This is a genomic window from Saccharospirillum sp. HFRX-2, assembly GCF_043196805.1.
Lineage (GTDB): Bacteria > Pseudomonadota > Gammaproteobacteria > Pseudomonadales > Natronospirillaceae > Saccharospirillum.
This window is the reverse complement of the sequence record NZ_JBEBMU010000001.1, coordinates 40,444-65,822: the sequence shown is the minus strand read 5'-3', so window position 1 is coordinate 65,822 and position 25,379 is coordinate 40,444. Positions and strand designations below refer to the sequence as shown.

Sequence of the window (25,379 nt, the reverse complement as noted above, 5' to 3'; positions counted from 1 at the left end):
GAACAGTGTTGGCGACCGCTTACTCTACTCCGCCGTGGTTTTGCTGAACAGCGATAGAGTCACCTTCGGCCATGACTCGATCGTACGCCTCGTGCAGTCGTCGCAGCTTATCGGCATCGGTATCGGGGTTCATCGCCAGGTACATATCGACGCTGCGGATAATCAGCGCCGGCTCGATATTCGGGTAGCCGGCGTCCTGCGCCAGTTGGTAAGCGCTGGCATCGGAGGCGATCCAGACGTCGATCTGATCCTGCGCCAGGCGCTGGGGGTTGAGTGAATCATTGGGCAGGGTGGAGACGCTGAAACCCTGTTCCTGCAGAAAGAGCGTGGCAGCGTCATCCTGATAACCGCCGATGCGCAGCCCGGCCAGATCATCAATGCTGTCGATGTTCAGATCCTTGCCCGCGTACTTGAACAGCACCCAGCTGTATTGGGCGATAGGGCCGACCCAGTCAAAGAGTTCTTCGCGTGATTCGGTGCGGGCTGTGGAGAACAGGCCGTAGTTGGGTCGTTCCAGCGTGCGTTCGTAACCCACCCGCCAGGTGCGCAGCCGCAGCCGATAGCTGAGCCCGGATTCTGCCAGGATGGCCTTGACCAGTTCGGTCGAGGAGCCGCCGATGTCATCGCGCCAATGCTCAAAATCCCGACCGTTCAGGGAGTAGTTATAGCGGCCGTAATTTTCGGTATAGAGGTAGATGTCGGTGCCGGTTTCGGCATGGCTGATGAGCGGGATCAGCACCAGCATCGACAGCAGTGTCGACAACAACAAAGCACGCAAAGGGGTCATGGACGTTCGCCTGTTTGTACGACTTGCTCAAACTATAGCGAACCTTGAGGTGAAGGTCCCGGCTGGCAGGAATCTGGGGGAGACAGAACGCCTCCCCCGGCTGGCATCAGTGTCCCAGAATCTGGCTGAGGAACAGCTTGGTACGATCGTTCTGCGGATTATTGAAGAACTCGTGTGGCTCGTTCTGTTCAATAATCTGACCGGCGTCCATAAAGATCACCCGGTCGGCCACTTCTTTGGCGAAGCCCATTTCGTGCGTGACGCACAGCATGGTCATGCCTTCTTTGGCCAGCTCGATCATGACATCGAGTACTTCTTTGATCATTTCCGGGTCGAGCGCCGAGGTCGGCTCATCGAACAGCATGACCTTGGGGTTCATGCACAGCGAGCGGGCGATGGCCACACGCTGTTGCTGACCACCGGACAGCTGACCCGGATATTTATGCGCCTGTTCGGCAATTTTGACCCGCTCCAGATATTTCATCGCGGTCTCTTCGGCTTCCGCTTTGGGCCGCTTCAAGACAAACATCGGTGCCAGCGTCAGGTTTTCCAGCACCGTCAGGTGCGGGAACAGATTGAAGTGCTGGAACACCATGCCGACATCCTTGCGGATGACTTCGATGTTCTTAACGTTGTCGGTCAGCTCGATGCCGTTGACGATGACATCACCCTGCTGGTGTTCTTCGAGCCGGTTAAAGCAGCGAATCATGGTCGATTTGCCAGAGCCGGATGGGCCACAGATAACGATCCGCTCGCCCTGTTTGACGTCCAGATTGATGTCGCGCAGTACGTGAAATTCGCCGTACCACTTGTTCATGTTGTTGACCTGAATCACCGATTCGCGATCGGCCAGTTGGCGTTGTTCAGTCATGGTCGAACTCTCCTAGTGAGACATGCCTTTATGCATTTCGCGATCGAGATAGAGGGCGTAACGCGACATAAAGAAACAGAAGCAGAAATAAATCAGCGCGATGAATACATAACCTTCAATGTACTGCTGTCGCCAGGCCGGGTCGTTGATGGCTGCCTTGGTTGCCGCCAGCAAATCGAACAGACCGATGATGGTCACCAAAGAGGTGTCCTTGAACAGCGAGATGAAGGTACTCATCGTCGGTGGAATCACCAGACGCAGTGACTGCGGCAGAACAATCTTGCTCATTTTCTGCCAGTAAGTCAGACCCAGTGCATCGGCCGCTTCGTACTGGCCGGATGGAATCGCTTGCATGCCGCCGCGGAACACTTCTGCCAGATAGGCCGCCTGGAAGAAGATGATGCCCACCTGAGCGCGCAGCATTTTGTCGATAGACACGCCATCGGGCAGGAACAGCGGGAACATTAAGGACGCCATAAACAGTACCGAAATCAGCGGTACGCCACGGAAGATCTCAATAAAGACCACGCAGATGACGCGCACGAACGGCATTTCTGAACGCCGACCCAGCGCCAGAATCAACGCCAGCGGTGCCGCGAAAGCGATACCGACCACGGCCAGAATCAGCGTCAGTGTCAGACCGCCCCAGTTGTTGCTGGAGACGCGTTCCAGGCCCAGTACACCACCGCCGAGGATGATGTACATGACGAAGAAACCGACGATCCAGGCAACTGCCAGCCAGGGGCTCCAGAAGCGGCGGTTCATGCTCACCAGAATGCCGCCGACCAACATGAAGATGGCAATCAACGGACGCCACTGTTCTTCGGCCGGATAGGTGCCGAACATCAGGAAGCGATAGTTGTCGTGCACGAACGCCCAGCAGGCGCCGCTGACATCGCCGCAGAATTCCTTGTTGGCACTGAAGCTGGCGTTAACCAGGGCCCAGCCAACCGCAGCGCTAAGGATTTCCCAAAGCACGTAAATGCACAGCAGGCTGATAATGGTGTTGGTGGGCGAAGAAAACAGATTGCTCTTCAACCAGCGCGTGCTGCGACGCAGGGTGTTGCCACCGGTCGGACGCGCCTGACTTGGAATCATGGTTGCCATCTTAACGCTCCACCAGCGCCATGCGCTTGTTGTACCAGTTCATAAAGAGGGAAATCAGCAGGCTGATACCCAGATAAACCGTCATGAAGATCGCCACACCTTCCACCGCCTGACCGGTCTGGTTCATGGTGGTGTTGGAGATCGAGACCAGTTCGGGATAACCGATGGCCACCGCCAGCGAGGAGTTCTTGGTCAGGTTCAGATATTGGTTGGTCAGCGGCGGAATGATGACGCGCAAGGCCTGGGGCAGCACGATCAGACGCATGGTCCAGCTGGATTTCAAACCCAGGGAGGTGGAGGCTTCGCTTTGGCCTTTGGGCACTGACTGAATACCGGAACGCACCACCTCGGCGATGTAGGTGGCGGTGTAGACCGTCAGCCCGAGCAAGAGGGTGAAAAATTCCGGCGACATATTCAGGCCGCCCTTGAAGTTAAAACCCTGCAGTGACGGCACGTTCATCTCAAGCGGCGCACCGAACAGCAGCCAGGCCAGAATCGGTAAACCGACGATGATGCCCAGGCCGACACTCAGGTGTGGGAACACCTGGCCGGTGGCTTCGAGCCGTTTGAAACTCCACTTACGCAGTACAAAGGCGCCGATGATGCCGACAATGAAAGCAATAAAGACCCAGAACCAGGCCGGGTTATCCGCCGGAATGGGCAGATAGAGGCCACGGTTGGTCAGAAAAGTGCCCGGCAGCGGATTCAACGCCTGACGCACACCCGGTAAGCCGTTGGTGATGATGGCGTACCAGAAAAACAGTTGCAGCAATAAGGGGACGTTACGGAAAACGTCGATATAGGTCTTGCCCATAAAGCGCACCAGCCAGTTTTTTGAAACCAGGCCAATGCCGATCAGGGTGCCGATAATGGAGGCCAGAATAATACCGGTCAGTGACACCTTGATGGTGTTGAGAATGCCGACCAGCAAAGCGCGGCCGTAATTGCTTTCCGGACTGTAGGCAATAACGCTTTCGCTGATGCCGAAGGAGGCTTCGCGATCGAGAAAGCCAAAGCCGGTGGCGATGTTTTGTTCATCCAGGTTGGTCTGGACGTTACTGACCAGATACCAGCCGAGAAAGAAGACGCCGCCGAAGACAAGCACCTGATAGATAATGGAGCGTACGGTCTTGTCGTACAGAAGAGCCATCAGGGATCGGGAGGCGTCGCTTGGGTGTTTGGGATCCATAACCCGAGGTCTCCAATGAAGTGCCCGAGGTTTCCAAAAAAATTGGAAATACCGTGATTAACAGAGCGTATAAAGCGGGCCCGGTTGGGCCCGCTCAGGAAAAGTCACCCTTGGGAGTGACTCAGGTTCACTGACTTAGCGAACCGGGTAGGCGTACATCAGGCCGCCGTCTTTCCACAGGGCGTTCAGACCACGGTCCAGACCCAGTTTCTCAGTGATGTTGCGGTCATAAGCTTCGCCGTAGTTACCGACTTGCTTAACGATGTTGTAAGCCCAGTCTTCTTCCAGACCCAGAGCTTCACCCATACCCGGAGTGACGCCCAGGAAACGCTGGATGCCCGGGTTGGTGCTGTCGAGCATGTCATCAACGTTTTCAGACGTGATGCCGTACTCTTCCGCTTCGATCATAGCGATCAAAGACCACTTAACAATGTCCAGCCACTCGTCATCACCGTGACGAACAACCGGGCCCAGCGGCTCTTTGGAGATCACTTCAGGCAGTACCACGTAGTCGTCCGGGTTTTCAGCGGAAACCATGCGGGCAGACGCCAGACCACCACGGTCAGTGGTGTAAACGTCGCAACGGCCAGAGAAGAAGGCAGCGGTTACTTCAGTGGTGTTTTCGATAACCACCGGTTCGAATTCCATGCCGTTGGCGCGGAAGTAGTCAGCCAGGTTCAGCTCGGTAGTGGTACCCGGTTCAACACAGACAGCAGCGCCGTCCAGTTGAGTCGCGCTGGTCACACCCAGGTCTTTACGAACCAGGAAGCCTTGACCGTCGTAGTAGTTCACACCGGCAAAGTTCAGACCCAGGCTGGTGTCACGAGTCAGTGTCCAGGTGGTTACACGAGACAGCACGTCGATTTCACCAGACTGCAGCGCGGTGAAACGCTGAGCAGCGGTCAGAGGGGTGTATTGAACGGCTTCGGAATCACCGAACATGGCAGCCGCAACAGCGCGGCAAACGTCCACGTCCAGACCTTCCCAGGAACCGCTAGCGCTGGAAGCGAAGCCCGGCAGGGAGGTGTTAACGCCACACTGGACGTAACCTTGATCCATAACGGCGTCGACGGTATCGCCGGCTTGAACGCCGCCAGCCACCATAGACAGGGACAGAGCGGCAGCAGCCGTCGTGCTGGTCAGTTTCTTAAGCATCTTACTCTCCGTTTCACATTGCTTTTTTTATTGCCGAAAGATGAAAGCGTCTTCCTTCGGCCCTACAACCTCGACTGCTTTTGGCAGGCGGGTTATTCACGATGCCGGACGGTCATCACAGCCCGACGATCCGAATTCCGGTCGTCCAGTCACCGCCAGGTGAGGACGCCTTGAATCTTCGTCATGACAGCAGACACGCAGGGTCTGGTGGGCTTACACAAAGCGGGGCATCGAGTATCGGGCAAACCGGCATTGTTATTCTCGTTATCAGATCGTTCTTTTTATCGCCCGGTTCCATAGAGCAAGGACAGGGCCAACTTGTATCGATACAAGTTAAGTTATTGTTTTTATTGTAGAAATAAGCGATTTGCGGCGTAAAGACAAGGTCAAGGGACTATAACGAATGGAATAAAGTGGTGCAGCGGGTTCAACAAAGCCTTTGCACCGTCATGAGTCATAGCACTAAATGGGTGCGTTTTGATGGGCGATAAAAGTGCGCCTGTGGAAACTTTGAACAATGCTCAATCGCCCTCCATGGGTGGCATAGAGCAAATGCACAGCCGTTGTGCGTGTGACCAAGATCACAAAGTGCCTATAACTTTTGGAATAGTTATAACCAAAGGAATAGTCGAGATCAGTCAGACAGGCTGGTTTTGCGCGATTCACCATCGCGCTGCCGTTTCAGCCGCTTGCTCAGCGCCGGTTGGGAAATGCCCAGAATGCGGGCAGCGATGGACTGATTGTTGTCAGCCCGGTGCATGGCTTCGAGAATCAGCAGCTCATCCATTTCACTGAGCGTGGGCAGGCGGGCGTCGAGCGGGAAGTTCACCAGAGCGCCCCCCTGGCTGGCGTCGATATTCGGATCGCGGTCCTGTTGCCAGGGCAGATCGCTGGGTTTGAGCGGGCCGCTGGATTGGTGCCGGCTGACCGCATCGAACGCCATGGCGCGCAGCTCACGCACGTTGCCGGGGAAGTCGTAGTTCTGCAGTACGGCCCAGAGTTCCGGGCTGTAATCGGGCACCGACTGACCCAGGTCTTCGGCGGCGAGCTCGGCGAAATAGGTGAACAGCAGGCGGATGTCTTCGCGCCGGGCACGCAGTGGCGGGATCTGAACCTGGTGGGTGCACAGCCGGTAATAGAGGTCGCGCCGAAACTCGCCAGCTTGCTGACGTTCTGCCAGATCCTGATGGGTGGCTACTAAAATGCGCGCCTGGGTGCGTTTGGGTCGGTCGGCGCCGATGGGGTAATACTCACCTTCCTGCAACAGGCGCAGCAGCTTGATCTGCGCTGGCGGCGGCAAGTCACCAATTTCATCCAAAAACAGCGTGCCGCCGGAGGCTTCTTCGACCAGGCCGGCGCGTTCGGTGTCGGCGCCGGTAAAGGCACCTTTGCGGTGACCAAAGAGGGTGTCGTTGAAGATGTGATCGTCGAGGCCGGCGACATTGACAGTAACCAGTTTCCCCGTTCGCCCGGATAAACGATGCACGGCGCGCGCGATCAGCTCTTTACCGGTGCCACTTTCACCGCAGATCATCAGCGGCTGGGACGACCGCGCCACCGATTCCAGATACTGAAACACCGAGGCCATGGCGCGGCTTTGCGTCAGGATGTCGGAAAACACCTCGGGCGAATCCAGCCGGCGACTGAGCACCCGGTGACGCAACTCTTCGTTTTCGCGTTTGATTTCCTGCAACTGGATGGCGCGCTTGATACCTTCGAGCAGACGCGTCGATTCGGTGGTCTTCACATAAAAATCGAAGGCGCCCATGCGCAGGCATTCGACCGCCGTCTCGACCTGGTTCAGACCACTGATGATGACGATAACAACGTTGGGAAAGGCTTCGCTCATTTCGCGCAGCAGTGACTGGCCGGACTGATGCGGCATGTTCAGATCGAGCAGTACCACGCCGATGGGATAGGTTTCCAGCATGGCCATGGCATCGCGGCTGTCCTGACAGTAATAAAGATGGTTGATGCCGCCTTTGCGTTCCAGCATCAGCCCCAGGCTGCGGTGATAGGAGGCCTCGTCATCCACCAGCAGGATACCGAATTCCGGGTAGCGGCTATCGGTCTGATCGGCACTCTTATTCATGAACGGCTGTCTCTTCGTGGTGATTCCAGGGGAAAGTCACTTCAACGCGTGTGCCTTCACCCGGCTGGGAATAAAAGTTCATTTTGCCCTGATAGGCGGTGACGATACCGGCCGACACCGACAGTCCCAAGCCGGTACCGCCGCTTTCGCGCTTGGTGGTGTAGAACGGATCGGTCAGATTCGACAGCGCTTCCGGTTCGATGCCGCAGCCTTCGTCCTCTACCACCAGCACCAGGCGCTGACTGGCGTGGTGGATGCGCGTTTCCACCTTGACCGCCCGGCTGTCGTCCGGCAAGGCCTGGCAGGCGTTAATGATCAGATTGACCACCACCTGTTCAATGCGCTGAGCGTTGCCGAGCATCGACGGCAGGTAGGGATCGAGCACCAACGAGAAGTGGCGGGTGTAGCCGCGAATGGTGACATCGAGCAGGCGCGCGGCGGTGGCGACGACCTCATTGAGGTTGATCGGCACGGCGGTGTCTTTGGCTTCCTGGCGGGCGAAATCGCGCAGGTCGTTGACGATACGGCGGATGCGCTGGGCGCCTTCGTTCATCTCGCTGATCACGTAAGGGATTTCGCTGCGGATGCGTTGGTAGTCGAGCCCGGCGATGTCGAAACGGCCGCTGTCGTAGAGGCGGTCCAGCAACGGCAGCGCGTCATCCCAGGCGTCGCTGAGCATCGGCAGGTTGAGCAAAATCAGTCCTGACGGATTATTGATTTCATGCGCCACGCCCGACACCAGGGTACCGAGCGAACTCATCTTGTCGGCCTGAATCAATTGCTGCTGTTGTTTGCGCACTTCTTCAGTCTGGCGTTCGACCCGGCGCTGCAGCGTGCGGTTCCAGATCACCACCAGACCCAGACCGAACAGCAACACCGCTGAAGTCGCACCGGTGGCGATGCCCACCAGGCGCCAGTCGCGGCTTTGTGGATTTTCCAATGAGCCCAGCCACTTGTCGTAAATGGCCTGTTGCTGGCCGGTGTTTTTGAGAATCGCCAGGCCTTCGGAGAACAGCGCCAGGATGTCTTCATTGCCCTTTTTCACCGCATAGCCATAGGGCTGTGCCTGCACCGGTCGCCACACCGATTCGACATTCGACAGACCGTATTCGCGACTGTAATAGAGGCTCGGCAAGGTGGCGCCGAGGGCGTAATCGAAACGCCCGGCGGCGATCTGACGCAGCGCATCGTAGTGGGTGCGGACCGGCACAATGCGCACGCCTAAATCCCGCTCGCGCAAGTAGTCGTGCATAATGTCTTCGCGCTGCACCACAACGGTTTTGCCGCGAATATCGACCAGGCTGTTCGGTTCAGGATCGTCACTGCGCGCGAAGAAGGAAAAATTCACGATCACCGAGGGCGGGCTGAAGCTATAATCCTTGGCCCGTTCGGGTGACGCTATCATGCCCTGCAGCACATCCATCTCGCCGTTATCCAGCGCCGAGCGCATCGACGACCAGCTGCTCAGAGTGATCTCGATATCCAGTCCCATCACCTCGGCAATGGCGCGCGTCATGTCGACGTTGTAGCCGGTCACCTTGCCGTCGTCATCGACAAACTCATAAGGCGGAAAGGAATCGTCGCCACCGACATGAATGACGTCCGCCTGCGCCACCAGCGGTAGCAACAAAATGGTGACAGTCAGGGCAACACAAAGGTCGGTCAGGCGGCGGGACAAAAAAAGTTCCTCGGCGACGGCATTGGGCGCACGGTGGCGCAGTGGCCGAGAATATAGCGACTCCTGGCGATCAGGGCAAAAGCCCTTGCGGACAGAGAGCGAGTTGAGATACTGGCGGTTTCCAAGGTTCTGGAGAGTTGCTGTGTCCCTTGCCGCCCGCCGCCTGAATGCATCCGACGAATCCCAACTGCGAGAGTTTTTGCTGAGCCACCGCGATGTCAGCCTGTTCCTGTTGAACAACCTTGAACACAGCGGCGTGGTCGCCGGTGATGTGCCCTATCAGGGGCAGTATTGGGGCGCCTTCGAAAACGGTCAGTTGGTTGGCGTGGTGGCGCACTACTGGCAAGGCATGTTGTTACCCTCGGCGCCCAGAGGGCTTGAGCAACTAGCACCCCTGGTGGTTGAACAGGCCGACCGGCCAGTGCAGGGGATTATCGGCGAACGGGCGCAAGTCGACTGGTTGGGGGATTTCTTTCAGGTGCAGCACTGGCGCATGGATAACCCCGAACCGCTCTACAGCCTCGATCTGGATCAACTGCAAATTCCTGAAGCCTTGTTGAGCGGTGAACTGAACATCCGTCTGGCGACGCCGGCCGATGAAGATCTGTTGGTGGAATGGCGCATTGTCTATGCCGGGGAAACCATGGCCGAACCGGATAATGCCGAAACCCGACGCCGTGCCCGTGCGCTGATGCAGCAGGAAATTCCCAGCGGCAATCTCTTTGTGTTGTGTCGCGGTGACCAGCCGGTCGCCATGTCCGGTTTTAATGCGCAGGCAGCGCAGACGGTGCAGATCGGCGGCGTCTTCACACCAGAACAACAGCGTGGCCATGGTTACGGCCGGGCGGTGGTGGCGGGATCGTTGTTGCTGGCGCGTGATCAGGGCGTGCAGCGCTCGGTGCTGTTTACCGGCCACGACAACTTTGCTGCCCAACGCGCTTATGAATCACTGGGCTATCAGCGCAGCGGCGAGTTCGGCATGAAGCTGCTCGACGAACCGTTGTTCGCCGATCGACTCTAAAGCGTCCTTTCTAAATTATTAAGTACCTAACTTTTAATTAAGTACCAAATTCGGGCCCCAGTTCTTCGTGGAAACGTTCCACCTGGCTGGCCACGTCTTCGGACATGCCGCGATAGCGTGCGATGTGAAACAGCGCATCGCCTTCGTAAACCAGCGCCAGCTGCGTCAGCCCGACCAGAATGCCGGCGCGCGAGGAGCGCACTTCGGTCGCTTCCATGGTGTTCGGGCCGATGATGCGCGCTAGTAACTGATCTTTCTTCACATAGGTGCCGGGTTTGACCAGACACTGAAACACGCCCGAATCGGCGGCGCGTTCCCAGTAAGAGGTGTCGGCTACCGTTTGATCAGTACGTACTTTCAGTACGCCGCTGAGCATGCCCAGATGCATCATCACGTTGGTGATACCGCGGGTGCCGGCGCGGATGCTGATTTCATCCAGACGCAGTGCTTCGCCCGCTTCATAGACCAGCACCGGAATATTGTTGTTACCAGCTGACTGCCGCAGTGAGCCTTCGCGCAATTCGCTGTTGAGAATCAGCGGCACACCAAAGGCACGCGCCATGGCTTCAACGTCGGGATTATTCAACTCGGCACGCACCTGCGGCACGTTGAAACGGTGCAGCGCCGCGGTGTGCAGGTCGATGCCGTAATCCGATTGCAGCACCACTTCCTGCATCAGCACTTCGGCAACGCGCGAAGCCAGCGTGCCGGACGCTGAACCAGGAAAAACGCGGTTCAGGTCGCGCCGGTCAGGCAGATAGCGCGAGCCCATACCGAAGCCGTGTACGTTGACCACCGGCACCACGATGACGGTACCTTTCAGGCCGCGCAGTTTGCGCGAGCGCATAAAACGACGAATCACTTCCAGACCGTTCAGTTCATCGCCGTGCAGCGCTGCGGTGACAAAGAGGGTCGGCCCCGGTTTGCGACCACGGCGCACAAAGGTGTGCATGGTGGCGTCGGAGTTACCCGGTGCGCCGGGCAACGCCAGCGGCAGATTGTGCCAGCGACCGGGTGCCAGTTTGGCAGGTTCGATTTGCGGCATGAGGATGGCTTCCTTGTGCGGTTAACCTTCGACGCGTTTGGGTTTTTCGACCAGCGTCTTTTCCAGATGAGTAACGATCAGGCCGGCGATGTCTTTACCGGTGGACATTTCGATGCCCTCCAACCCGGGCGAGGAATTCACCTCCATCACCACCGGGCCGTGGTTGGAGCGCAGAATATCGACACCGGCGACTTCCAGCCCCATCACCCTGGCGGCACGCACCGCCGTTTTGCGTTCCTCGGGGGTGATTTTAACCACTTCGGCGCTGCCGCCACGATGCAGGTTGGAGCGAAATTCGCCGGGCGCGGCCTGACGTTTGATCGCCGCCACCACCTTGTCGCCAATGACGAAACAACGGATGTCGGCGCCGCCGGCTTCCTTGATGTATTCCTGCACCAGGATGTTGGTGTCCAGACCCAGAAACGCCTCGATCACGCTTTCCGCTGCCTTGCGTGTTTCACACAAGACCACACCGATGCCCTGAGTGCCTTCGAGCAGTTTCACCACCAGGGGCGCGCCGCCGACCATCTGAATCAGGTCGGGAATTTCGTCCGGGCTGTGCGCAAAACCGGTGATCGGCAAGCCGATGCCCTTGCGCGCCAGCATCTGCATGGAACGCAATTTATCGCGCGAGCGGGAAATGGCGAGTGACGGATTCAGCGTCGTGGTGCCCATCATCTCGAATTGCCGAACCACGGCAGTGCCATAAAAGGTAATAGACGAGCCGATGCGCGGAATGATGGCGTCAACATTCTCCAGAGCTTCGCCCTTGTAATGAATGGTCGGGCGATGAGAGGCGATGCTCATGTAGCAACGCAGGGTGTCGATGACCAGCACTTCGTGACCGCGTGACTGGGCGGTCGAGACCAGCCGCTGGGTCGAATAGTTAGTCGGCTCGCGGGTCAGTACAGCCAGTTTCATTGCGAACTCCCATGGCAGAAGAATGGCGGCGGCGCAGCATACGGCGAATGATCAACCTGATCCACTATCTTCAAGCAATTGACGCCGACATGCCAAGCCTAGCCCTTACGGGCTTTTTACGCGTCTTTCTGCCTAATGGCACATTCGCAGCGCGTGCGAATAACGTACAAAGGTACCGCTTATATTGAATGGCATCGACCGAGGGCTAGATGGCATGAGCAATAACAACTTTCCGGCAACCAGCCGGCGTCTTTTTTTGGGTTTGGCCGGCGGCATGATGACCGGCGCTTTGATCAGCGCATCCGGTTTTGTGCGTGCCGAAAATGAAGATGAGCCGGCCGATATCCAATGTCGATTAACACCGCGTGAAACCGAAGGCCCTTTTCCGCTGCGTGAGATTCTCAATCGCCCGGAACTGGTCCGTCGTGATCTGACCGAAGGTCAGCCGGGTGTGCCCCTGGCGCTGCAATTAAAAGTGGTCGATGTGAACAACGCTTGCCGGCCAATCGAAGGCGCCGGTGTTTATGTCTGGCATTGCGACCGGGACGGCCATTACTCCGGCTATGGCGACAGCCGTGGTGAGACCTTCTGTCGCGGTCTGCAGTTTGCCGATGGTCAGGGCGTGGCGCGTTTCAATACGCTCTATCCGGGTTGGTATCGTGGCCGCGTCAGCCACATTCATTTCCAGGTGTATCTGGAAGATCCGGCGGGCAGTCGCGCTACCGTGACTTCCCAATTGGCGTTTCCCGATACCGTCACTCAGGCGGTCTATAACAGTCGCGGCTATGCCGACCGTGGGCAGAATGCGTCGGTCAGCAGCGTCGCCACCGATCCGATTTTTGCCGATGGCAGCCAATTGCAGGTGGCGGCCATCAGCGGCAATCCGGTGGCCGGTTATGTGGCTCGGCTGGTGGTTGGTATCGCCGCCTGAGAGCGCACAAAATGTCATTCACCTCGTGCTATAGTTAGAGTTGATCTGAGCTGTACCGGGTCGGCGTTTGCCGGCCGCCCATCGTTTTTCCCGGGAACTGCCCAAGCATGTCGAGCCGCGAAGAAACCCTGCACGATCACGTCGAATTCTGGCTGGAAGAGCTGGCGGCCGATCGCCCTCCCCGTTCTGACTGGTTTGATGGCCTGTCCGAAACCGATATCGCTTTTACGCTGGAATCCTTGCCGTTCGAAGCGCGTCTGTCCGTCTGGCAGGCGGTGCCGCCGGCGGTGCGTGGTGCGGTGTTGGTGGAATTGCACGATGAACATCGCCGTTCACTGCTCAAAGCGGCACCGCCGGATTCACTGCTGCAATGGCTCGGTCGCACCGACCCGGAAGACCTGCTCGAATTGATGGATGACCTGCCGGTGCAATTGGGCCGGCGGGTGTTGCGCCGACTCGATCAGGAAGAACGTGAACAGCTGCAGGCGGCCCTGGGTTACGACGATGATCAGATTGGTCGCTGGCTCAGCTTCAAGGTTATTACCGTTCTGGCGGACACGCCCGGTCGTCTGTTTCGCAAGGCGCTGCGCGAAACCGGTATTCCGGAGATGACCGATGTGATTGTGCTGGTCGACGACAACGGCCGTTTCCAGGGTTGTCTGTCACTCGATACCGCCATGCAGGTGCCGACTCAGCAACCGCTCAGCCAGTTTATCGATCCGGAAATTAATCCGCTGAATCCGGCCTTGTCGCTGCACGAAGGGGCTCAGGCAATTCGCGTATCGGGTTGGTCGATGCTGCCGGTGGTCGATGAAAACGGCACGGTGCTGGGACGCTTTACCGCCAGCGATGCGCTCGATGTGATCACCGAAGAACAGGAACGGCAGATTTCCCAGCTCACTGGTGGTGGTCTGGAAGAGGAAGATTTATTTTCGCCGGTGCGTCTGGCGGTGCCCAAGCGCTCGGTCTGGCTGGGCATTAATTTATTGACCGCTTTGCTCGCCGCCTGGGTGATCGGTCGTTTTGAAGTGGCCTTGTCGCAATGGGTGGCGTTGGCGGTGTTGATGCCGGTGGTCGCCAGCATGGGCGGTATTGCCGGCAGTCAGACGCTCAGTCTGGCGATTCGTGGTCTGGCCACTGGCCAGCTCGGTTCAGCCAACGTGCGCTCGCTGTTGCGCAAGGAATTGCTGGTGGGCGCGATTAATGCGGTGTTGTGGGCCATTGTTATCGGTATTGTCGCCAGCCTCTGGTACGACAGCCTGGTACTGATGGGCGTGATCGCCTTTGCCATTCTGGTCAATCTGGTGGCGGCGTCGCTGGCCGGCGTAGCGGTGCCTTGGGTGTTGTCGCGCATGAAGATCGATCCGGCGCTGGCCGGTTCAGTGGTGTTGACCACGGTCACCGATGTGGTCGGCTTCTTTGCCTTTCTCGGTACTGCATCGTTGGTGCTGGCCTTTATTGGTTGAGCAACTGGCTCAACTGACCGATCGGCATTGGCCGGGCGTAGTAAAATCCCTGCATGATGGAGCAGCCGTGTTGCGTTAAAAACGCGGCCTGGGCGTCGGTTTCTACGCCTTCGGCAACCACTTCCAGTTTCAGGGTACGCGCCATGGCGAGAATGGTTTCGGTGATGACGGCGTCGTTGTGATCGTCCGGAATATCCTGAATAAAACTGCGATCAATCTTTAACTCCACCAGCGGCAACTGCTTGAGCATCGACAGCGACGAATAGCCGGTGCCGAAATCGTCGATGGAAAATTCAATGCCTTCCTGCCGCCAGGCGCTGATCGCGTTCAGCGCCACATCCAGATCCTGCATAGTTGCGGTTTCGGTAATTTCCAGACGCAACACCGGGCTGTCTTCGGGCTGGGTTTTGGTCAGTTGCAGCAGGTGACTCATGGTGGCTTTTTCGATCAGCGCCAGGTGCGACAGGTTGACCGAAATGCGCCCAAGTTTGTTTTGCCGAATGCCGGCAGCGTCGAGTTCGGCAAAGGCGCGGTTGATCACGAAATCGGTAATGGCGCCGATCAGGCTTTGCTCTTCAGCCAGTGGAATAAAATCGGCCGGGGAAATATAACCGCGTTGCGGATGATTCCAGCGAATCAATACCTCGGCGCCGACCCAGCGTTTTTCGTGCACGTTCCACTGGGGTTGATAAACCAGTTCGAAGGCGCTGTCGTCGATGGCCTGACGCAAATCCTTGGTCAGCGTCAGCCGTTCCATCAGGCGATCTTTGAGTTCTTCACGGAACACGCTGTGGCGGTCGCGGCCATGTGATTTGGCGTGAAATAAGGCCATGTCGGCGTGACGCATCAGATCGCGATTGTTGTCACCATCGGCCGGAAAATGACTGGAACCCATGCTCACCGTCTGGCCGTGGAGTCGGTTGTGTTTGGCGCTGCGGGTTACACTGTGCTGCAGCCAATCGAGGCGTTCGCTGCATTCTTCCAGGGTCAATTCCGGTGGACTGATCAGACCAAATTCATCGCCGCCGAGCCGGGCCAGATACCAGCTTTCTCCCAGATGCTGGTGCAGTGATCCGTGCAGCGCCACCAACAGATCATCGCCAATGCTGTGGCCCAGTTCATCGTTCATGTTCTTGAAGTGATCGATGTCGAGCATGCTCAGGCTGAACACCGAGCCACGTTGCAGACTGCGCCGGCAGCGACGTTTCAATTCGGCTTCAAAGGCGTAGCGATTGGGCAGACCGGTGAGTGGGTCTTTTAAGGTGACCGTCTGTACCTGACGCAAGGTTTGATACAGCAGGATGTAGAGCAACAGACTGGTGACTAGAACGAAAGCGATGCCCTTGAGCGACTGGGCTCGATTCAGCCAGATGACGTCGTCGATCAGCGCTTCCACTACCTTGTCTGAAAACAGAATCCAGGCGCCGGCGAAGAGGGCGTAAATGAGAGCAATGCGCAGTGCGGGTTTGAACATGAAAACGGCAGGTTGTGAACGAATTGCCTGGCAGTGTAGCAGCCATTGCAACAGCGGGACGGCGCTGGCGTCACACTTTACTGACCTTTATCTAGAAAGTGTCAACAGAGATAAAGAAAGTGTCAGCAGCGCTGCAGTAACAGGCTGGTCACTTGCGCCAGGTGGCTGAGAAACAGCGTTTCGGTGCCGGAGCGGAAATGCTGGCTGTCGTGATGTCCTAATGCCAGCACACCCAGAGTCTGGTTGTTGACATCGGTGAGCGGGGCCAGTGCGATGGAACCGACGTTGCGCCCTGCGAACAGAAAATCACGTTCGCTGTCACTGAAGCTGCCGCACATGGCTTTGCCGTCGTTGATCAGGGTGGGGAAATATTGGCTCAGACTGTCGCGGCTGATCTGTAGCCAGGGGTCGCCATCGGCGTTGGCGCGATCGCACAGAATCACGCTGGTTTCGTGCACCTCGAATTGCTCAATCAGGCCGGTTTCCAAAGCTTCGATCAGACCACTGGCGGTGTCGTGTGGCACCATGGCCAGCACCAGTCGTTGTAATTGCTGAAACAGGCGGTCGTTGCGTTGAGCCACTTCAATAAAGTGATTCAGGCGGTCGATCAGCTGACGGTTTTCGTGGCGCAGAATCTGATTCTGACGCTCCATCAGGGAAATAGCGTTGCCGGATTCGTGACGCAGATGCAGTTGCTTGAGCAGGTTGGGGTGCTGCTCGAAAAAATCCGGCTGCTGACGCAAATAGGCGATGACCGCCTCTTCCGATACAGCGCTGTCGTTAACAGTCTCGGTCACCCCACCACTCCTTCATAGACGGTTTCGACCGGCCCGGTCATCAAAACATTGCCATCACCGGACCACTCAATTTTCAGGGTACCACCAGTCAGATGGATGTGAACCTGATCATCGAACCAACCGTTGATATGACCGGCCACCATGGCAGCGCAGGCGCCGGTACCACAGGCCAGGGTTTCACCGACGCCGCGTTCGTAAACGCGTAACCGTGCCTGGCTGCGATCGATGATTTGCAGAAAGCCAACGTTGACGTGTTGAGGAAAGCGCTCGTGCTGTTCCAGCTCCGGTCCCAGCGTTTCCACCGGCGCGCTGTCGACGCTGTCGACGCGCAGCACGCAGTGCGGGTTGCCCATGTTAATGGCAGCGATGTCCAGCGTTTCGCCAGCAGCGGTTTGCAGTGGATAGAGCAATTGACGCTGGTCAGCGGTGAATGGGATTTTGTCCGGCGCCAGCCGTGGCCGGCCCATATCGACGGTGACTTCGCCGTTGGGCTGCACCAACAGTTCCAGGTCGCCACCGGCGGTTTCGACGCGGATGCGCTCGGCCTGAATCAGTTTGCGATCGAGCACAAAACGCGCAAAGCAGCGTGCGCCGTTGCCGCAGTTTTCCACCTCGCCGCCGTCGGCGTTGAAGATGCGATAGCGAAAATCCCGATCCGGACGCGTCGGTGGTTCGACCAACAACAGTTGATCAAAACCGATGCCAAAGTGGCGATCGGCCCAACGTTCAACCTGCTCCGCAGAAAATTCCACGTTCTGGGAAACGCCATCAATGACCATAAAGTCATTGCCCAGGCCGTGCATTTTGGTGAATTTCAGACGCATATCGGGCTCAGCTCAGTCGGGATTCCAGGGCCAGTTGATCCGCAATGGTTTCCCGCTTGCGCACCAACTGAACCTGATCGCCTGCCACCATGACTTCGGCCGGACGATTACGCGAATTATAATTAGAGGCCATAACCGATCCATAAGCGCCGGCCGAATGCACCGCCAGCAGATCGTTTTCGGCCAGCGCCAGCGGGCGACCCTTGCCCAGAAAATCGCCGGTTTCACAGACCGGGCCGACAATATCCCAGTCCGCCTGTTGGCCGTTGGCGTTGGGCGTTACCGGCTCAATACTCATCCAGGCCTGATACAGCGCCGGACGAATCTGATCGTTCATGCCGGCATCGACAATGGCGAAATGATGGTCGCCGTTGTCTTTGAGAAATTCCACGCGCGTTAACAACACCCCGGCATTGGCGACGATGGAACGGCCCGGTTCCAGCACCAGTTCCAAATCACGATCGCCCAGCACCTCGACCAGACGGGCAACGAAAGCCGCCACATCCGGTTCGATATCTTCGCCGGTATAACGCACACCGAGGCCGCCGCCGAGGTCCAGATGCCGTAATTTAATGCCTTCGCTGGCGAGGGTGTCGACCAGCGCCAGGACGCGATCGAGGGCGTCATCGAATGGCGAGGTGTTGAGAATCTGCGAGCCGATATGGCAATCGACGCCGATTAAATCGAGGTTGGGTAAATCCTGCACGGCTAATCGATAAACGTCTAACGCGCGGTCGATGGCGATGCCGAATTTATTCTGTTTCAGGCCGGTGGAAATGTAGGGATGGGTCTGAGCATCGACATCCGGATTCACGCGCAGCGAAACCGGTGCCCGCACACTCAGTTCGCCAGCGACTTTATTGAGCCGACGCAATTCGCTTTCCGATTCGACGTTAAAACAGTGAATGCCCACTTCCAGAGCGCGCTGCATTTCGTGCGCCTGCTTGGCGACACCGGAGAACACCACCTTGGCCGGATCGCCGCCGGCGGCCAGGACGCGCTCCAGTTCACCCAGGCTGACGATATCGAAACCGGCGCCACGCTGCGCCAATGCATCGAGCACGGCCAGATTGGAATTGGCCTTAACGGCGTAACAGATCATGCCCGGGTGGTTGCCCAGGCCACGACGGTAGGCGTCGAACTTCTGCTCGATGGCGGTACGCGAATAAACGTAGAGCGGCGTACCAAACTGTTCGGCCAGTTGGCGGAGTGGTACTGCTTCGGCGTGGAGTTCGCCGTTGCGGGATGCGAAAGCGGAGGCGTCGGCCGTCATGATGGCAGTATCAATTCCTGTGCTGAAGTCGTGCTTGAGCGGGCGGATTCGCTGGGCAGATAGAGGTCACTTTTCTGACCGCAGGCGGTCAGCGTGACCATCAGCCAGAATGAGCACAACAAGGTGCGGAGGATTCGATGCATAAGTGCCAGTCCAAACCGAGCGAAAACGAAGCGCCAGTATAGGGGAACTGGGCCGCTAAGCCCATCCATCGGCCCGGGTTCGCCGGTACGTTAAGGTCCATTCAGGCCATAACGACGCAGGATGGCACGGTAGGCCGGGGTTTGTTTGAAACGGCGCAGTTCATCACTGAAGCGCTGCGCCAGAGCGTCGTAACCGGGCTTGTCGGCAAACACCAGATAGACCGGTTCTGCCGGTGCCAGAGAGGGCGCCAGTGGTTTGATGCGGGCGTCTTGCCATTGCTGCAACACGAAGCTGGCGACTCGGCTGTTGACGGCGTAATAGTCCACCCGACCGCGTTGCAGCAAACGAAAACCCTGCTCGAAGGTATCCACCGGAATGCGATCGATGCCCGGATAGACATCGAAGGCGTCGTTGTATTGATAACCTCGGTTGATCGCCACCACCGCACCCTCAAGTTCGGCCAGCGTGGGCGCCTGGCTGCGTTCGCAGGCATAACAATAAAGGTAGGACGTGCTGTAGCTCAGTGGTTCGTCCGGATAGTGCAGTTGGCGGCGCCGTTCCGGACTGTCGAAGGCGTCGAGCAAGGCATCGGCCTGGCCGGAGTTAACCTCAATCAATGCCCGGCGCCAGGGCAGCAATTGCAGCTCCATCTCCAGGTCGAGCTGGGCCAGCACCGCTTCGGTCACTTCCACATCGAAGCCGGGCAGATCGATCTGCTCGGTGACATAAGGAGGCCAGGGTTCAGATACGATGGTCAGCATCGTATCGGCGACAACCTGAATTGGGCCCAGTAACCCCAGGCAAAATAGCGTTCGCAAAAAATTTGGCGGCATCGCTGCAGTATAACGGCAATGCGTCAGTACCCCAGCCCTGGCTATAATGCCCGGCTTTGGTCATTGATTGAGGGGATCGAATGCGCGTCTGGGCAGGGTTTTTATTGACGGCAGCACTGATAACGGGGGTTCAGGCCGAACCTTTAAAGATGCATAACGTAGCGGTACTGACCTCGGTGGGTACTGCCATGGCAGTGAATGCGCTGGGTGCGGATACCGCAGGTCTCGACTTCGGCAGCGACGACGGCAAAGAACGCGGTCGTTTGCTGGTCGGTTGGGATTTGCCAGTGACCGGTGACTTCGGGCCCTTTGCGGTAACCACCACCCTGGAAGTGGCGCTCGGCCAGGCCACCTATCGTGAAGATGGCGTACGTCAGGAGCAGTCCATGGCCAACATTACGCCGGTATTCGATTGGCGTCTGCCGATGGGGCCGGTCACCGGCATTTTCGAAACCGGTCTGGGTGTGGCTTATCTCAGTCGTACGACCTTAGGACCGGATATTTATTCAACGCGTTTTCAATTCAGTCAGATTTTTGGTCTGGGATTGCAGTGGGGGCCGGTGCAACTGGGCGGACGCTTCCAGCATGTCTCCAACGGCGGTATCGAAAAACCCAACAACGGTCAGAACTGGTACGGCGCGGTGATCAAGTATCACTACTGAAACGCTGGCGCAGCAGCGCCAGGCTTTTGCGTGCCACTAATGGAAACAGGCCGAGCAGGACAAAGGCGATGATCAGATCGGGCGACAGGATGCCGCCCAGACCTTCCAGTTGAGCAAGCTGGGTACCGGCATTCACATAGACGGCGGTGCCGGCCAGCATGCCGACCTGGCTGACCCAATAGAAAGTCCGCAAGCGAATCGGTGTCAGGCCCATCGCCAGGTTGATGACGAAAAACGGAAACAGCGGCACCAGTCGCAGCGAAAACAAATAGAAACCGCCGTCTTTTTCCACGCCTGCATTGATGGTCGCGAGTCGATCTCCGAAACGCTGCTGCACCCAGTCACGCAACACAAAGCGAGCGCTTAAGAAGGCGCCGGTCGCACCCAGAGTGCTGGCAAAACTGACCAGCAACAAGCCCAGTGGCAAACCAAAAATCGCACCGCCGGCCAGCGTTAGCAAGGTTGCGCCGGGCAGTGACAGCGCGGTTACCAGCACATAGATAACAAAGTAGAGGGCGGCCAGTTGCCACGGATGTTGCGCCTGGTAAGCGGCCAGTTGCGCCTGTTGCTGCTGCAGGTTTGCCAGCGTCAGCTGACTGTCGAGATCGAACACAAAGAAGGCGGCGATGGCGAGAGCCACCAGTACGATCAAGAGGGCGCGTTGCATGGCTGGATTCCTGGACGGTTGGAAGACTCAGACTGCATTCGCGCAGGGAAGTTTCTCAGATCACTTTTTCCGGCGGCGTTATCAGGCTACGCCATATTGAGCCCGGTACGCTTCGATGGCCGGCAGGTGCTCGGCGAAGTCACCGCTTTCTTTTAAATAGTCGACCAGTTGACTGAAGGTGATCACCGGAATGATCGGCAACTGGTGTTCGGCCTGCAGCGCCTGGATGGCCGACAACTCACTGTCCGGCGCTTTTTCCTGACGATCCATGGCAACCACCACCCCGGCCAGCCGGGCCTTGGGATAATTCGCCAGCAACGCCTGAACTTCGCGGATGGCGGTTCCGGCGGTAATGACGTCATCGACAATGACAATGTTGCCGTTCAGTTCAGCGCCAACCAGAGTGCCGCCTTCGCCGTGATCCTTGGCTTCCTTGCGGTTGAAAGCGTAAGGCACGGAGCGGCTGTGATCGCGATTGAGTGCCACCACGGTGGTGGTCGCCAACGGAATGCCTTTGTAGGCCGGGCCGAACACCAGATCGAAATCCAGACCTGAATCGACCAAGGCCTGAGCGTAATAGCGACCCAGGCGATCGAGCGCTTCGCCGGTCTGGAAACGGCCGGCGTTGAAGAAGTAGGGACTCTGGCGACCGGATTTGAGCGTGAAGTCGCCAAAACCGAGCACTTCTTGATCGATCGCAAAACGGATGAAATCGCGTTGCCAGTCGCTCAATGCTTCTGTCGTTGCGGTGGAAGCGATATGATCCATGAGCTAAGGTCCCCAGAGCATGAGTGTTGTGGCCGCATGGGCCGAATTGGCGCGCGAGTATAACGAAAGCGGGCCGAGAACAAAAAGACCGGCACAGTCGGCTGAATTTTTGTGAACAGAGCGTTCGATTCGCTTTACCCTAATCTCTGAAAATAGCCCGTACATGGCGCTGAAAAGGCGGTACAGTGCCGTGACACTGCACTTTGGTGCCGCTATGATACGCGCGTTTTTGACTGGATAGACAGCATGAAGGTCGTCACCCTCAATTTGAATGGCATTGTGAATGCCTCCCAGCGTGGCTTTCTCGAATGGCTCGAGAAACTGGATGCGGATGTGGTCTGCGTTCAGGAACTGCGTGCCAAGGAATATCAACTGCCCGAAGCCTTTCTGGACGTGCCCGGCTACAACGCCTTTTTCTTCGACGCCGAAGAAGACGGCTACTCCGGCACTGCCATCTACAGTCGCACCATGCCCAAGGCGATCATTCGCGGCATCGGTTCGCCGCAGTGGGATCTGGAAGGTCGCTTTATCCAGGCCGACTTCGATAACGTCAGCATCGCCTCCATCAACGTGCCGCACGCGCGCACCGAGGAAGAAGTCGAGCACAAACTGGCCTTCCTGGAAGTGCTCGGTTTGCACATGAAGAAAACACGTCGCAAGCGGCGCGAGTTTATCTTCGCCGGTTCCTATCAGGTGGCGCATCGCTCCATCGACCTGGGCAACTGGGAAAACCATCAGCGTGAAGCCGGTTTTTTGCCCGAAGAGCGCGCCTGGATGGATCAGGTGACCGGACCGATTGGCTTTGTCGACGCCTTCCGTTTGATGAACCGCCAGGATCGTCAACACAGCTGGTGGCCCTTTGATGAAGCCCAGGCCAACGGCATGCGACTCGATTATCAGATGGTCACGCCCAACATCGCCGACTATGTGATCGATGTGAAAATCCTGCGTGAGCCACGTATCTCGCCGCACCTGGCGGTGATGATCGAATACGATATGGAGCTGTGATCCCGGCATTCCGTTCGCAGTTACACCGACCCCAGTAATTTCTCCAATTGCCGACTGTTGAGCGCCTCGATCAGGGCGCTCTTGTCGATGTCGGCAACACCCCGCAAATCCGCCACGGTGCGTGCCACCCGCAAGATGCGATGGTAAGCCCGGGCACTCAGCCGTAAGCGCTCCATCGCCCTATCCAATAGCTGTTGATCGGCGTAAGCCAAGGCACAGTGGCGCTCTAGCGCCGCGCCGCTGAGATCGGCATTGGCACAGCCCTGACGATTCAATTGCCGCTGCCACGCCAAGGCCACCCGCTGCTGAACGACCGCTGTGGATTCACCTGGAGCGGCACGGGTCAGCACTTCTTTGGGGAGTGCTGGTACTTCGATATGCAGATCGATGCGGTCTAACAAAGGGCCGGACAGCCGCGCCAGATAGCGTTGCATCTGCTCGCGGGTGTAACGCTGCGAGCGCGGGTCATCCGGGCTGTAACCGCCCGGCGTCGGGTTCATGGCCGCCACCAGTTGGAAGCGCGCCGGAAAGGTGGTTTGGCGGGCGGCGCGGGCGATGCTGACTTCGCCGCTTTCCAGAGGTTCACGCAGTACATCGAGGGCCGCACGTGGAAACTCGGCCAGTTCATCCAAAAACAACACACCCCGATGCGCCAACGTCACTTCGCCGGGACGCGGAATTGAACCGCCGCCGATCAGCGCAACGCCCGAGGCGGTGTGGTGGGGTGAGCGAAAGGGCCGGGAGCCCCAGTTCAACGGCAGGCCACAGACCGATTGCACGCTGGCGACTTCCAAGGCTTCCTGCTCAGTCAGCGGCGGTAACAAGCCGGGCAGGCGCGACGCCAGCAAGGTTTTACCGGTGCCGGGCGGGCCAAAAAACAGCAGGTTATGACGTCCGGCAGCGGCGATTTCCAAGGCCCGTTTGGCGCCTTCCTGGCCTTTAACCTCCGCCAGATCGGCAACCGGTGGCGGCACTTCGGGCAGTTTATAATGCGCCTGCGGCAGACTTTGATGACCGCGGAAATGACTGGTGACCTGCAACAAGTGGCTGGCGTGGCGTACATCGGAACCGCTGGCCAAAGCCGCTTCGGCGGCGCCGGACGGACTGGTAATTAAGATGCGTTTGGCTTCGGTACAGGCAATGGCCGCTGGCAGCGACGCCGGTCCCGGACGCAATTCGCCTGACAACGCCAACTCGCCAAAAAACTCATAGCCGTCGATGCCATCGGCGGGTAATTGCTTGCTGGCGATCAGGATGCCCAGGGCGATGGCCAGATCAAACTGAGCGCCCTGCTTGGGCAGATCGGCCGGTGCCATATTGACGGTGATACGTCGGTCGGGGAATTCAAATTGACTGTTCAGCAGCGCTGAGCGAACCCGGTCACGCGCTTCCTTTACCGCCGTTTCCGGTAAGCCGACCATGGTAAAACCGGGCAGACCATTGGTGAGATGAACTTCGATAGTAACCAGTGGCGCATCCATCCCTAAACGCGCACGGCTGTAGAGCACCGCTAAACTCATTGTCGTCCCTGACAGTGTTTGAGTGAGGCCTAACGCTACCCTTTCCACTCCAAGGCGGCAAGGCAATCAGGCGCTGGCCAACTGGCTTTGTTGCGGCAGGCAATGCATGGCGCTCAGCGTTTCGGTGAGCGCGACCGACATCGGCGTGCGCGGTTCTTCACCCAATTGCGCGACCAGCTTGGCGTTGTTCAGGGTGATCGGTTTATTCCACAGATAACGCATCTCCAACAGGCCTTTAAAGGTCAGGTTGAACGGCGCGACCAGATGCACCAGCCACCAAGGGAAAGCGGTGGTTTTCATCCGTGGCTCGCCGCTGACTTGGCGTATCTGTTGCGCCAGTTCCGCCCCGGTCATGACCTGGCCGGCGAATTGGAAATCGGCGTACGTCGGCAACTGTTCACGACGCTCAATCAAGCGCGCGAAAGTTTCCGCCAGATCGGGCAAATAGGCGTAAGCGTGCTTAACATTCATAGCGCCGAGGTAGGCCATTTTGGTGACGCGGCGCTTGGGTTTAATCAGGAAATTCAGCACCGATGAGCCCGAGCCCGGGCCGAAGAAATCGCCGGCGCGCACCAGTATGACTTGAACGCCGTCGTCCGCTGCCTGGCGCAGCAGCTGTTCCATTTCCACCCGCACCTGGCCTTTTTCAGTCTGGGGTTGTTGCGGAGCGTTTTCGGCGATGTTCTCGCCGCTGTCCGGAGCGTAGTTATAGACGTTGGCCGGAAATACCAGGGTCGCGCCGCTGGCTTTGGCGGCGGCGATGGCGTGCTGGTGCATCGGCAAACCGATCTCGCGCCAGCGACGATAGCCCGGTGGGTTGGTGGCATTAACGATGACATCGCAGCCTTGGGCCGCCGTGGTGGCATCGCCGGCCTGGCTCATATCGCCGCGGCGCCAATCGATATCGGGCAGGTCTTTAAACTGCTCGGCAGCGAGGTCCGGGTTGCGGTGCAAAGCGCGAATGTTCCAGCCGCGTTGGGCCAGTTTTCGAGTGATGTTGGCGCCGACACTGCCGGTGGCGCCGAGGATTAATACCGTACTCATAAGATTCTCCTAGCAAGGTTGTATGGACTCGGCGCCTACTGTGCTATCTAATAATAAGAATGGAAATTGGCGAAAACTGCATTGGTTATATACAAAAATGAA

At 57.9% G+C, this 25,379-nt stretch carries 24 protein-coding genes; 5 read left to right on the top strand and 19 right to left on the bottom strand.

From position 1 onward, the window contains the following. Window positions 1-19: 19 nt before the first annotated feature. The 7 genes from ABMA60_RS00345 to ABMA60_RS00315 form a co-directional block, all read right to left on the bottom strand. A complete protein-coding gene (locus ABMA60_RS00345; RefSeq protein WP_392797268.1) occupies window positions 20-787 on the bottom strand; it encodes a substrate-binding periplasmic protein in 768 nt (255 codons plus the stop codon). 106 nt (window positions 788-893) lie between these two features. Next, window positions 894-1,658 carry an amino acid ABC transporter ATP-binding protein gene (locus ABMA60_RS00340; RefSeq protein WP_392797267.1) on the bottom strand — a complete coding sequence of 255 codons (765 nt, stop codon included), beginning with the start codon at window positions 1,656-1,658 and terminating at the stop codon, window positions 894-896. 12 nt (window positions 1,659-1,670) lie between these two features. Further along, window positions 1,671-2,765, bottom strand: coding sequence for an amino acid ABC transporter permease (locus ABMA60_RS00335; protein ID WP_392797265.1), 1,095 nt, complete (start codon window positions 2,763-2,765; stop codon window positions 1,671-1,673). 1 nt (window position 2,766) lies between these two features. Beyond that, a complete protein-coding gene (locus ABMA60_RS00330) occupies window positions 2,767-3,915 on the bottom strand; it encodes an amino acid ABC transporter permease (RefSeq protein WP_392797263.1) in 1,149 nt (382 codons plus the stop codon). A gap of 174 nt (window positions 3,916-4,089) precedes the next feature. Further along, complete coding sequence (locus tag ABMA60_RS00325) at window positions 4,090-5,109, bottom strand: amino acid ABC transporter substrate-binding protein (RefSeq protein WP_392797261.1); 1,020 nt, start codon at window positions 5,107-5,109, stop codon at window positions 4,090-4,092. Window positions 5,110-5,743: 634 nt separating this feature from the next. Continuing rightward, a complete protein-coding gene (locus ABMA60_RS00320; protein ID WP_392797259.1) occupies window positions 5,744-7,201 on the bottom strand; it encodes a sigma-54-dependent transcriptional regulator in 1,458 nt (485 codons plus the stop codon). Beyond that, a complete protein-coding gene (locus tag ABMA60_RS00315; RefSeq protein ID WP_392797257.1) occupies window positions 7,194-8,879 on the bottom strand; it encodes a transporter substrate-binding domain-containing protein in 1,686 nt (561 codons plus the stop codon). Before ABMA60_RS00315 ends, ABMA60_RS00320 begins: the two co-directional genes overlap by 8 nt. 142 nt (window positions 8,880-9,021) lie before the next feature. On the opposite strand from ABMA60_RS00315, the gene ABMA60_RS00310 reads away from it, so the two are divergent. Further along, entirely contained in the window at window positions 9,022-9,900 is an 879-nt protein-coding gene (locus ABMA60_RS00310; RefSeq protein ID WP_392797256.1) for a GNAT family N-acetyltransferase, read from the top strand. A gap of 37 nt (window positions 9,901-9,937) precedes the next feature. Here ABMA60_RS00310 and ABMA60_RS00305 read toward each other — a convergent pair whose 3' ends face one another. Both ABMA60_RS00305 and rimK read right to left on the bottom strand, forming a co-directional pair. Beyond that, window positions 9,938-10,945 (bottom strand): succinylglutamate desuccinylase/aspartoacylase family protein, encoded by a 1,008-nt coding sequence (locus tag ABMA60_RS00305; RefSeq protein ID WP_392797254.1) that lies wholly within the window; start codon window positions 10,943-10,945, stop codon window positions 9,938-9,940. A gap of 21 nt (window positions 10,946-10,966) precedes the next feature. Then, entirely contained in the window at window positions 10,967-11,866 is a 900-nt protein-coding gene (gene rimK / locus ABMA60_RS00300; RefSeq protein WP_392797252.1) for a 30S ribosomal protein S6--L-glutamate ligase, read from the bottom strand. A 214-nt stretch (window positions 11,867-12,080) separates the two neighbouring features. Between rimK and ABMA60_RS00295 the strand changes: the two genes are divergently transcribed. Further along, window positions 12,081-12,797 (top strand): hypothetical protein, encoded by a 717-nt coding sequence (locus tag ABMA60_RS00295; RefSeq protein WP_392797251.1) that lies wholly within the window; start codon window positions 12,081-12,083, stop codon window positions 12,795-12,797. Window positions 12,798-12,904: 107 nt separating this feature from the next. Next, complete coding sequence (locus tag ABMA60_RS00290; protein WP_392797249.1) at window positions 12,905-14,263, top strand: magnesium transporter; 1,359 nt, start codon at window positions 12,905-12,907, stop codon at window positions 14,261-14,263. On the opposite strand, the gene ABMA60_RS00285 is transcribed toward ABMA60_RS00290, so the two are convergent. The 6 genes from ABMA60_RS00285 to ABMA60_RS00260 all read right to left on the bottom strand — a co-directional run bounded on the left by ABMA60_RS00285 (window position 14,253) and on the right by ABMA60_RS00260 (window position 19,536). Next, window positions 14,253-15,737, bottom strand: a complete 1,485-nt coding sequence (locus ABMA60_RS00285; RefSeq protein WP_392797247.1) for a putative bifunctional diguanylate cyclase/phosphodiesterase — start codon at window positions 15,735-15,737, stop codon at window positions 14,253-14,255. The two genes, ABMA60_RS00290 and ABMA60_RS00285, sit on opposite strands and share 11 nt — an antisense overlap. A 122-nt stretch (window positions 15,738-15,859) precedes the next feature. Further along, window positions 15,860-16,534 carry a DUF484 family protein gene (locus ABMA60_RS00280; protein WP_392797245.1) on the bottom strand — a complete coding sequence of 225 codons (675 nt, stop codon included), beginning with the start codon at window positions 16,532-16,534 and terminating at the stop codon, window positions 15,860-15,862. Then, window positions 16,531-17,358: a diaminopimelate epimerase gene (gene dapF, locus ABMA60_RS00275; RefSeq protein ID WP_392797243.1), complete on the bottom strand. Its 828-nt coding sequence runs from the start codon at window positions 17,356-17,358 to the stop codon at window positions 16,531-16,533. The genes ABMA60_RS00280 and dapF overlap by 4 nt, the downstream gene beginning before the upstream one ends. A gap of 7 nt (window positions 17,359-17,365) precedes the next feature. Beyond that, window positions 17,366-18,631: a diaminopimelate decarboxylase gene (lysA, locus tag ABMA60_RS00270; RefSeq protein ID WP_392797242.1), complete on the bottom strand. Its 1,266-nt coding sequence runs from the start codon at window positions 18,629-18,631 to the stop codon at window positions 17,366-17,368. Beyond that, window positions 18,628-18,774: a lipoprotein gene (locus ABMA60_RS00265; protein WP_392797240.1), complete on the bottom strand. Its 147-nt coding sequence runs from the start codon at window positions 18,772-18,774 to the stop codon at window positions 18,628-18,630. The genes lysA and ABMA60_RS00265 overlap by 4 nt, the downstream gene beginning before the upstream one ends. Window positions 18,775-18,864: 90 nt before the next feature. Next, a complete protein-coding gene (locus tag ABMA60_RS00260) occupies window positions 18,865-19,536 on the bottom strand; it encodes a substrate-binding periplasmic protein (protein ID WP_392797238.1) in 672 nt (223 codons plus the stop codon). A gap of 221 nt (window positions 19,537-19,757) precedes the next feature. On the opposite strand from ABMA60_RS00260, the gene ABMA60_RS00255 reads away from it, so the two are divergent. Further along, window positions 19,758-20,270, top strand: a complete 513-nt coding sequence (locus ABMA60_RS00255) for an acyloxyacyl hydrolase (RefSeq protein WP_392797236.1) — start codon at window positions 19,758-19,760, stop codon at window positions 20,268-20,270. Here ABMA60_RS00255 and ABMA60_RS00250 read toward each other — a convergent pair. Next, window positions 20,254-20,937: a TVP38/TMEM64 family protein gene (locus ABMA60_RS00250; protein ID WP_392797234.1), complete on the bottom strand. Its 684-nt coding sequence runs from the start codon at window positions 20,935-20,937 to the stop codon at window positions 20,254-20,256. The genes ABMA60_RS00255 and ABMA60_RS00250 overlap by 17 nt on opposite strands. Window positions 20,938-21,018: 81 nt before the next feature. Then, window positions 21,019-21,669 carry an orotate phosphoribosyltransferase gene (pyrE, locus tag ABMA60_RS00245; RefSeq protein WP_392800390.1) on the bottom strand — a complete coding sequence of 217 codons (651 nt, stop codon included), beginning with the start codon at window positions 21,667-21,669 and terminating at the stop codon, window positions 21,019-21,021. 282 nt (window positions 21,670-21,951) lie between these two features. Between pyrE and ABMA60_RS00240 the strand changes: the two genes are divergently transcribed. Beyond that, window positions 21,952-22,713 carry an exodeoxyribonuclease III gene (locus ABMA60_RS00240; RefSeq protein WP_392797232.1) on the top strand — a complete coding sequence of 254 codons (762 nt, stop codon included), beginning with the start codon at window positions 21,952-21,954 and terminating at the stop codon, window positions 22,711-22,713. Window positions 22,714-22,733: 20 nt separating this feature from the next. Here ABMA60_RS00240 and ABMA60_RS00235 read toward each other — a convergent pair whose 3' ends face one another. Continuing rightward, window positions 22,734-24,233, bottom strand: coding sequence for a YifB family Mg chelatase-like AAA ATPase (locus ABMA60_RS00235; RefSeq protein ID WP_392797230.1), 1,500 nt, complete (start codon window positions 24,231-24,233; stop codon window positions 22,734-22,736). Between the two features lie 66 nt (window positions 24,234-24,299). After that, a complete protein-coding gene (locus ABMA60_RS00230) occupies window positions 24,300-25,277 on the bottom strand; it encodes an NAD-dependent epimerase/dehydratase family protein (RefSeq protein WP_392797229.1) in 978 nt (325 codons plus the stop codon). Window positions 25,278-25,379: the final 102 nt, after the last annotated feature.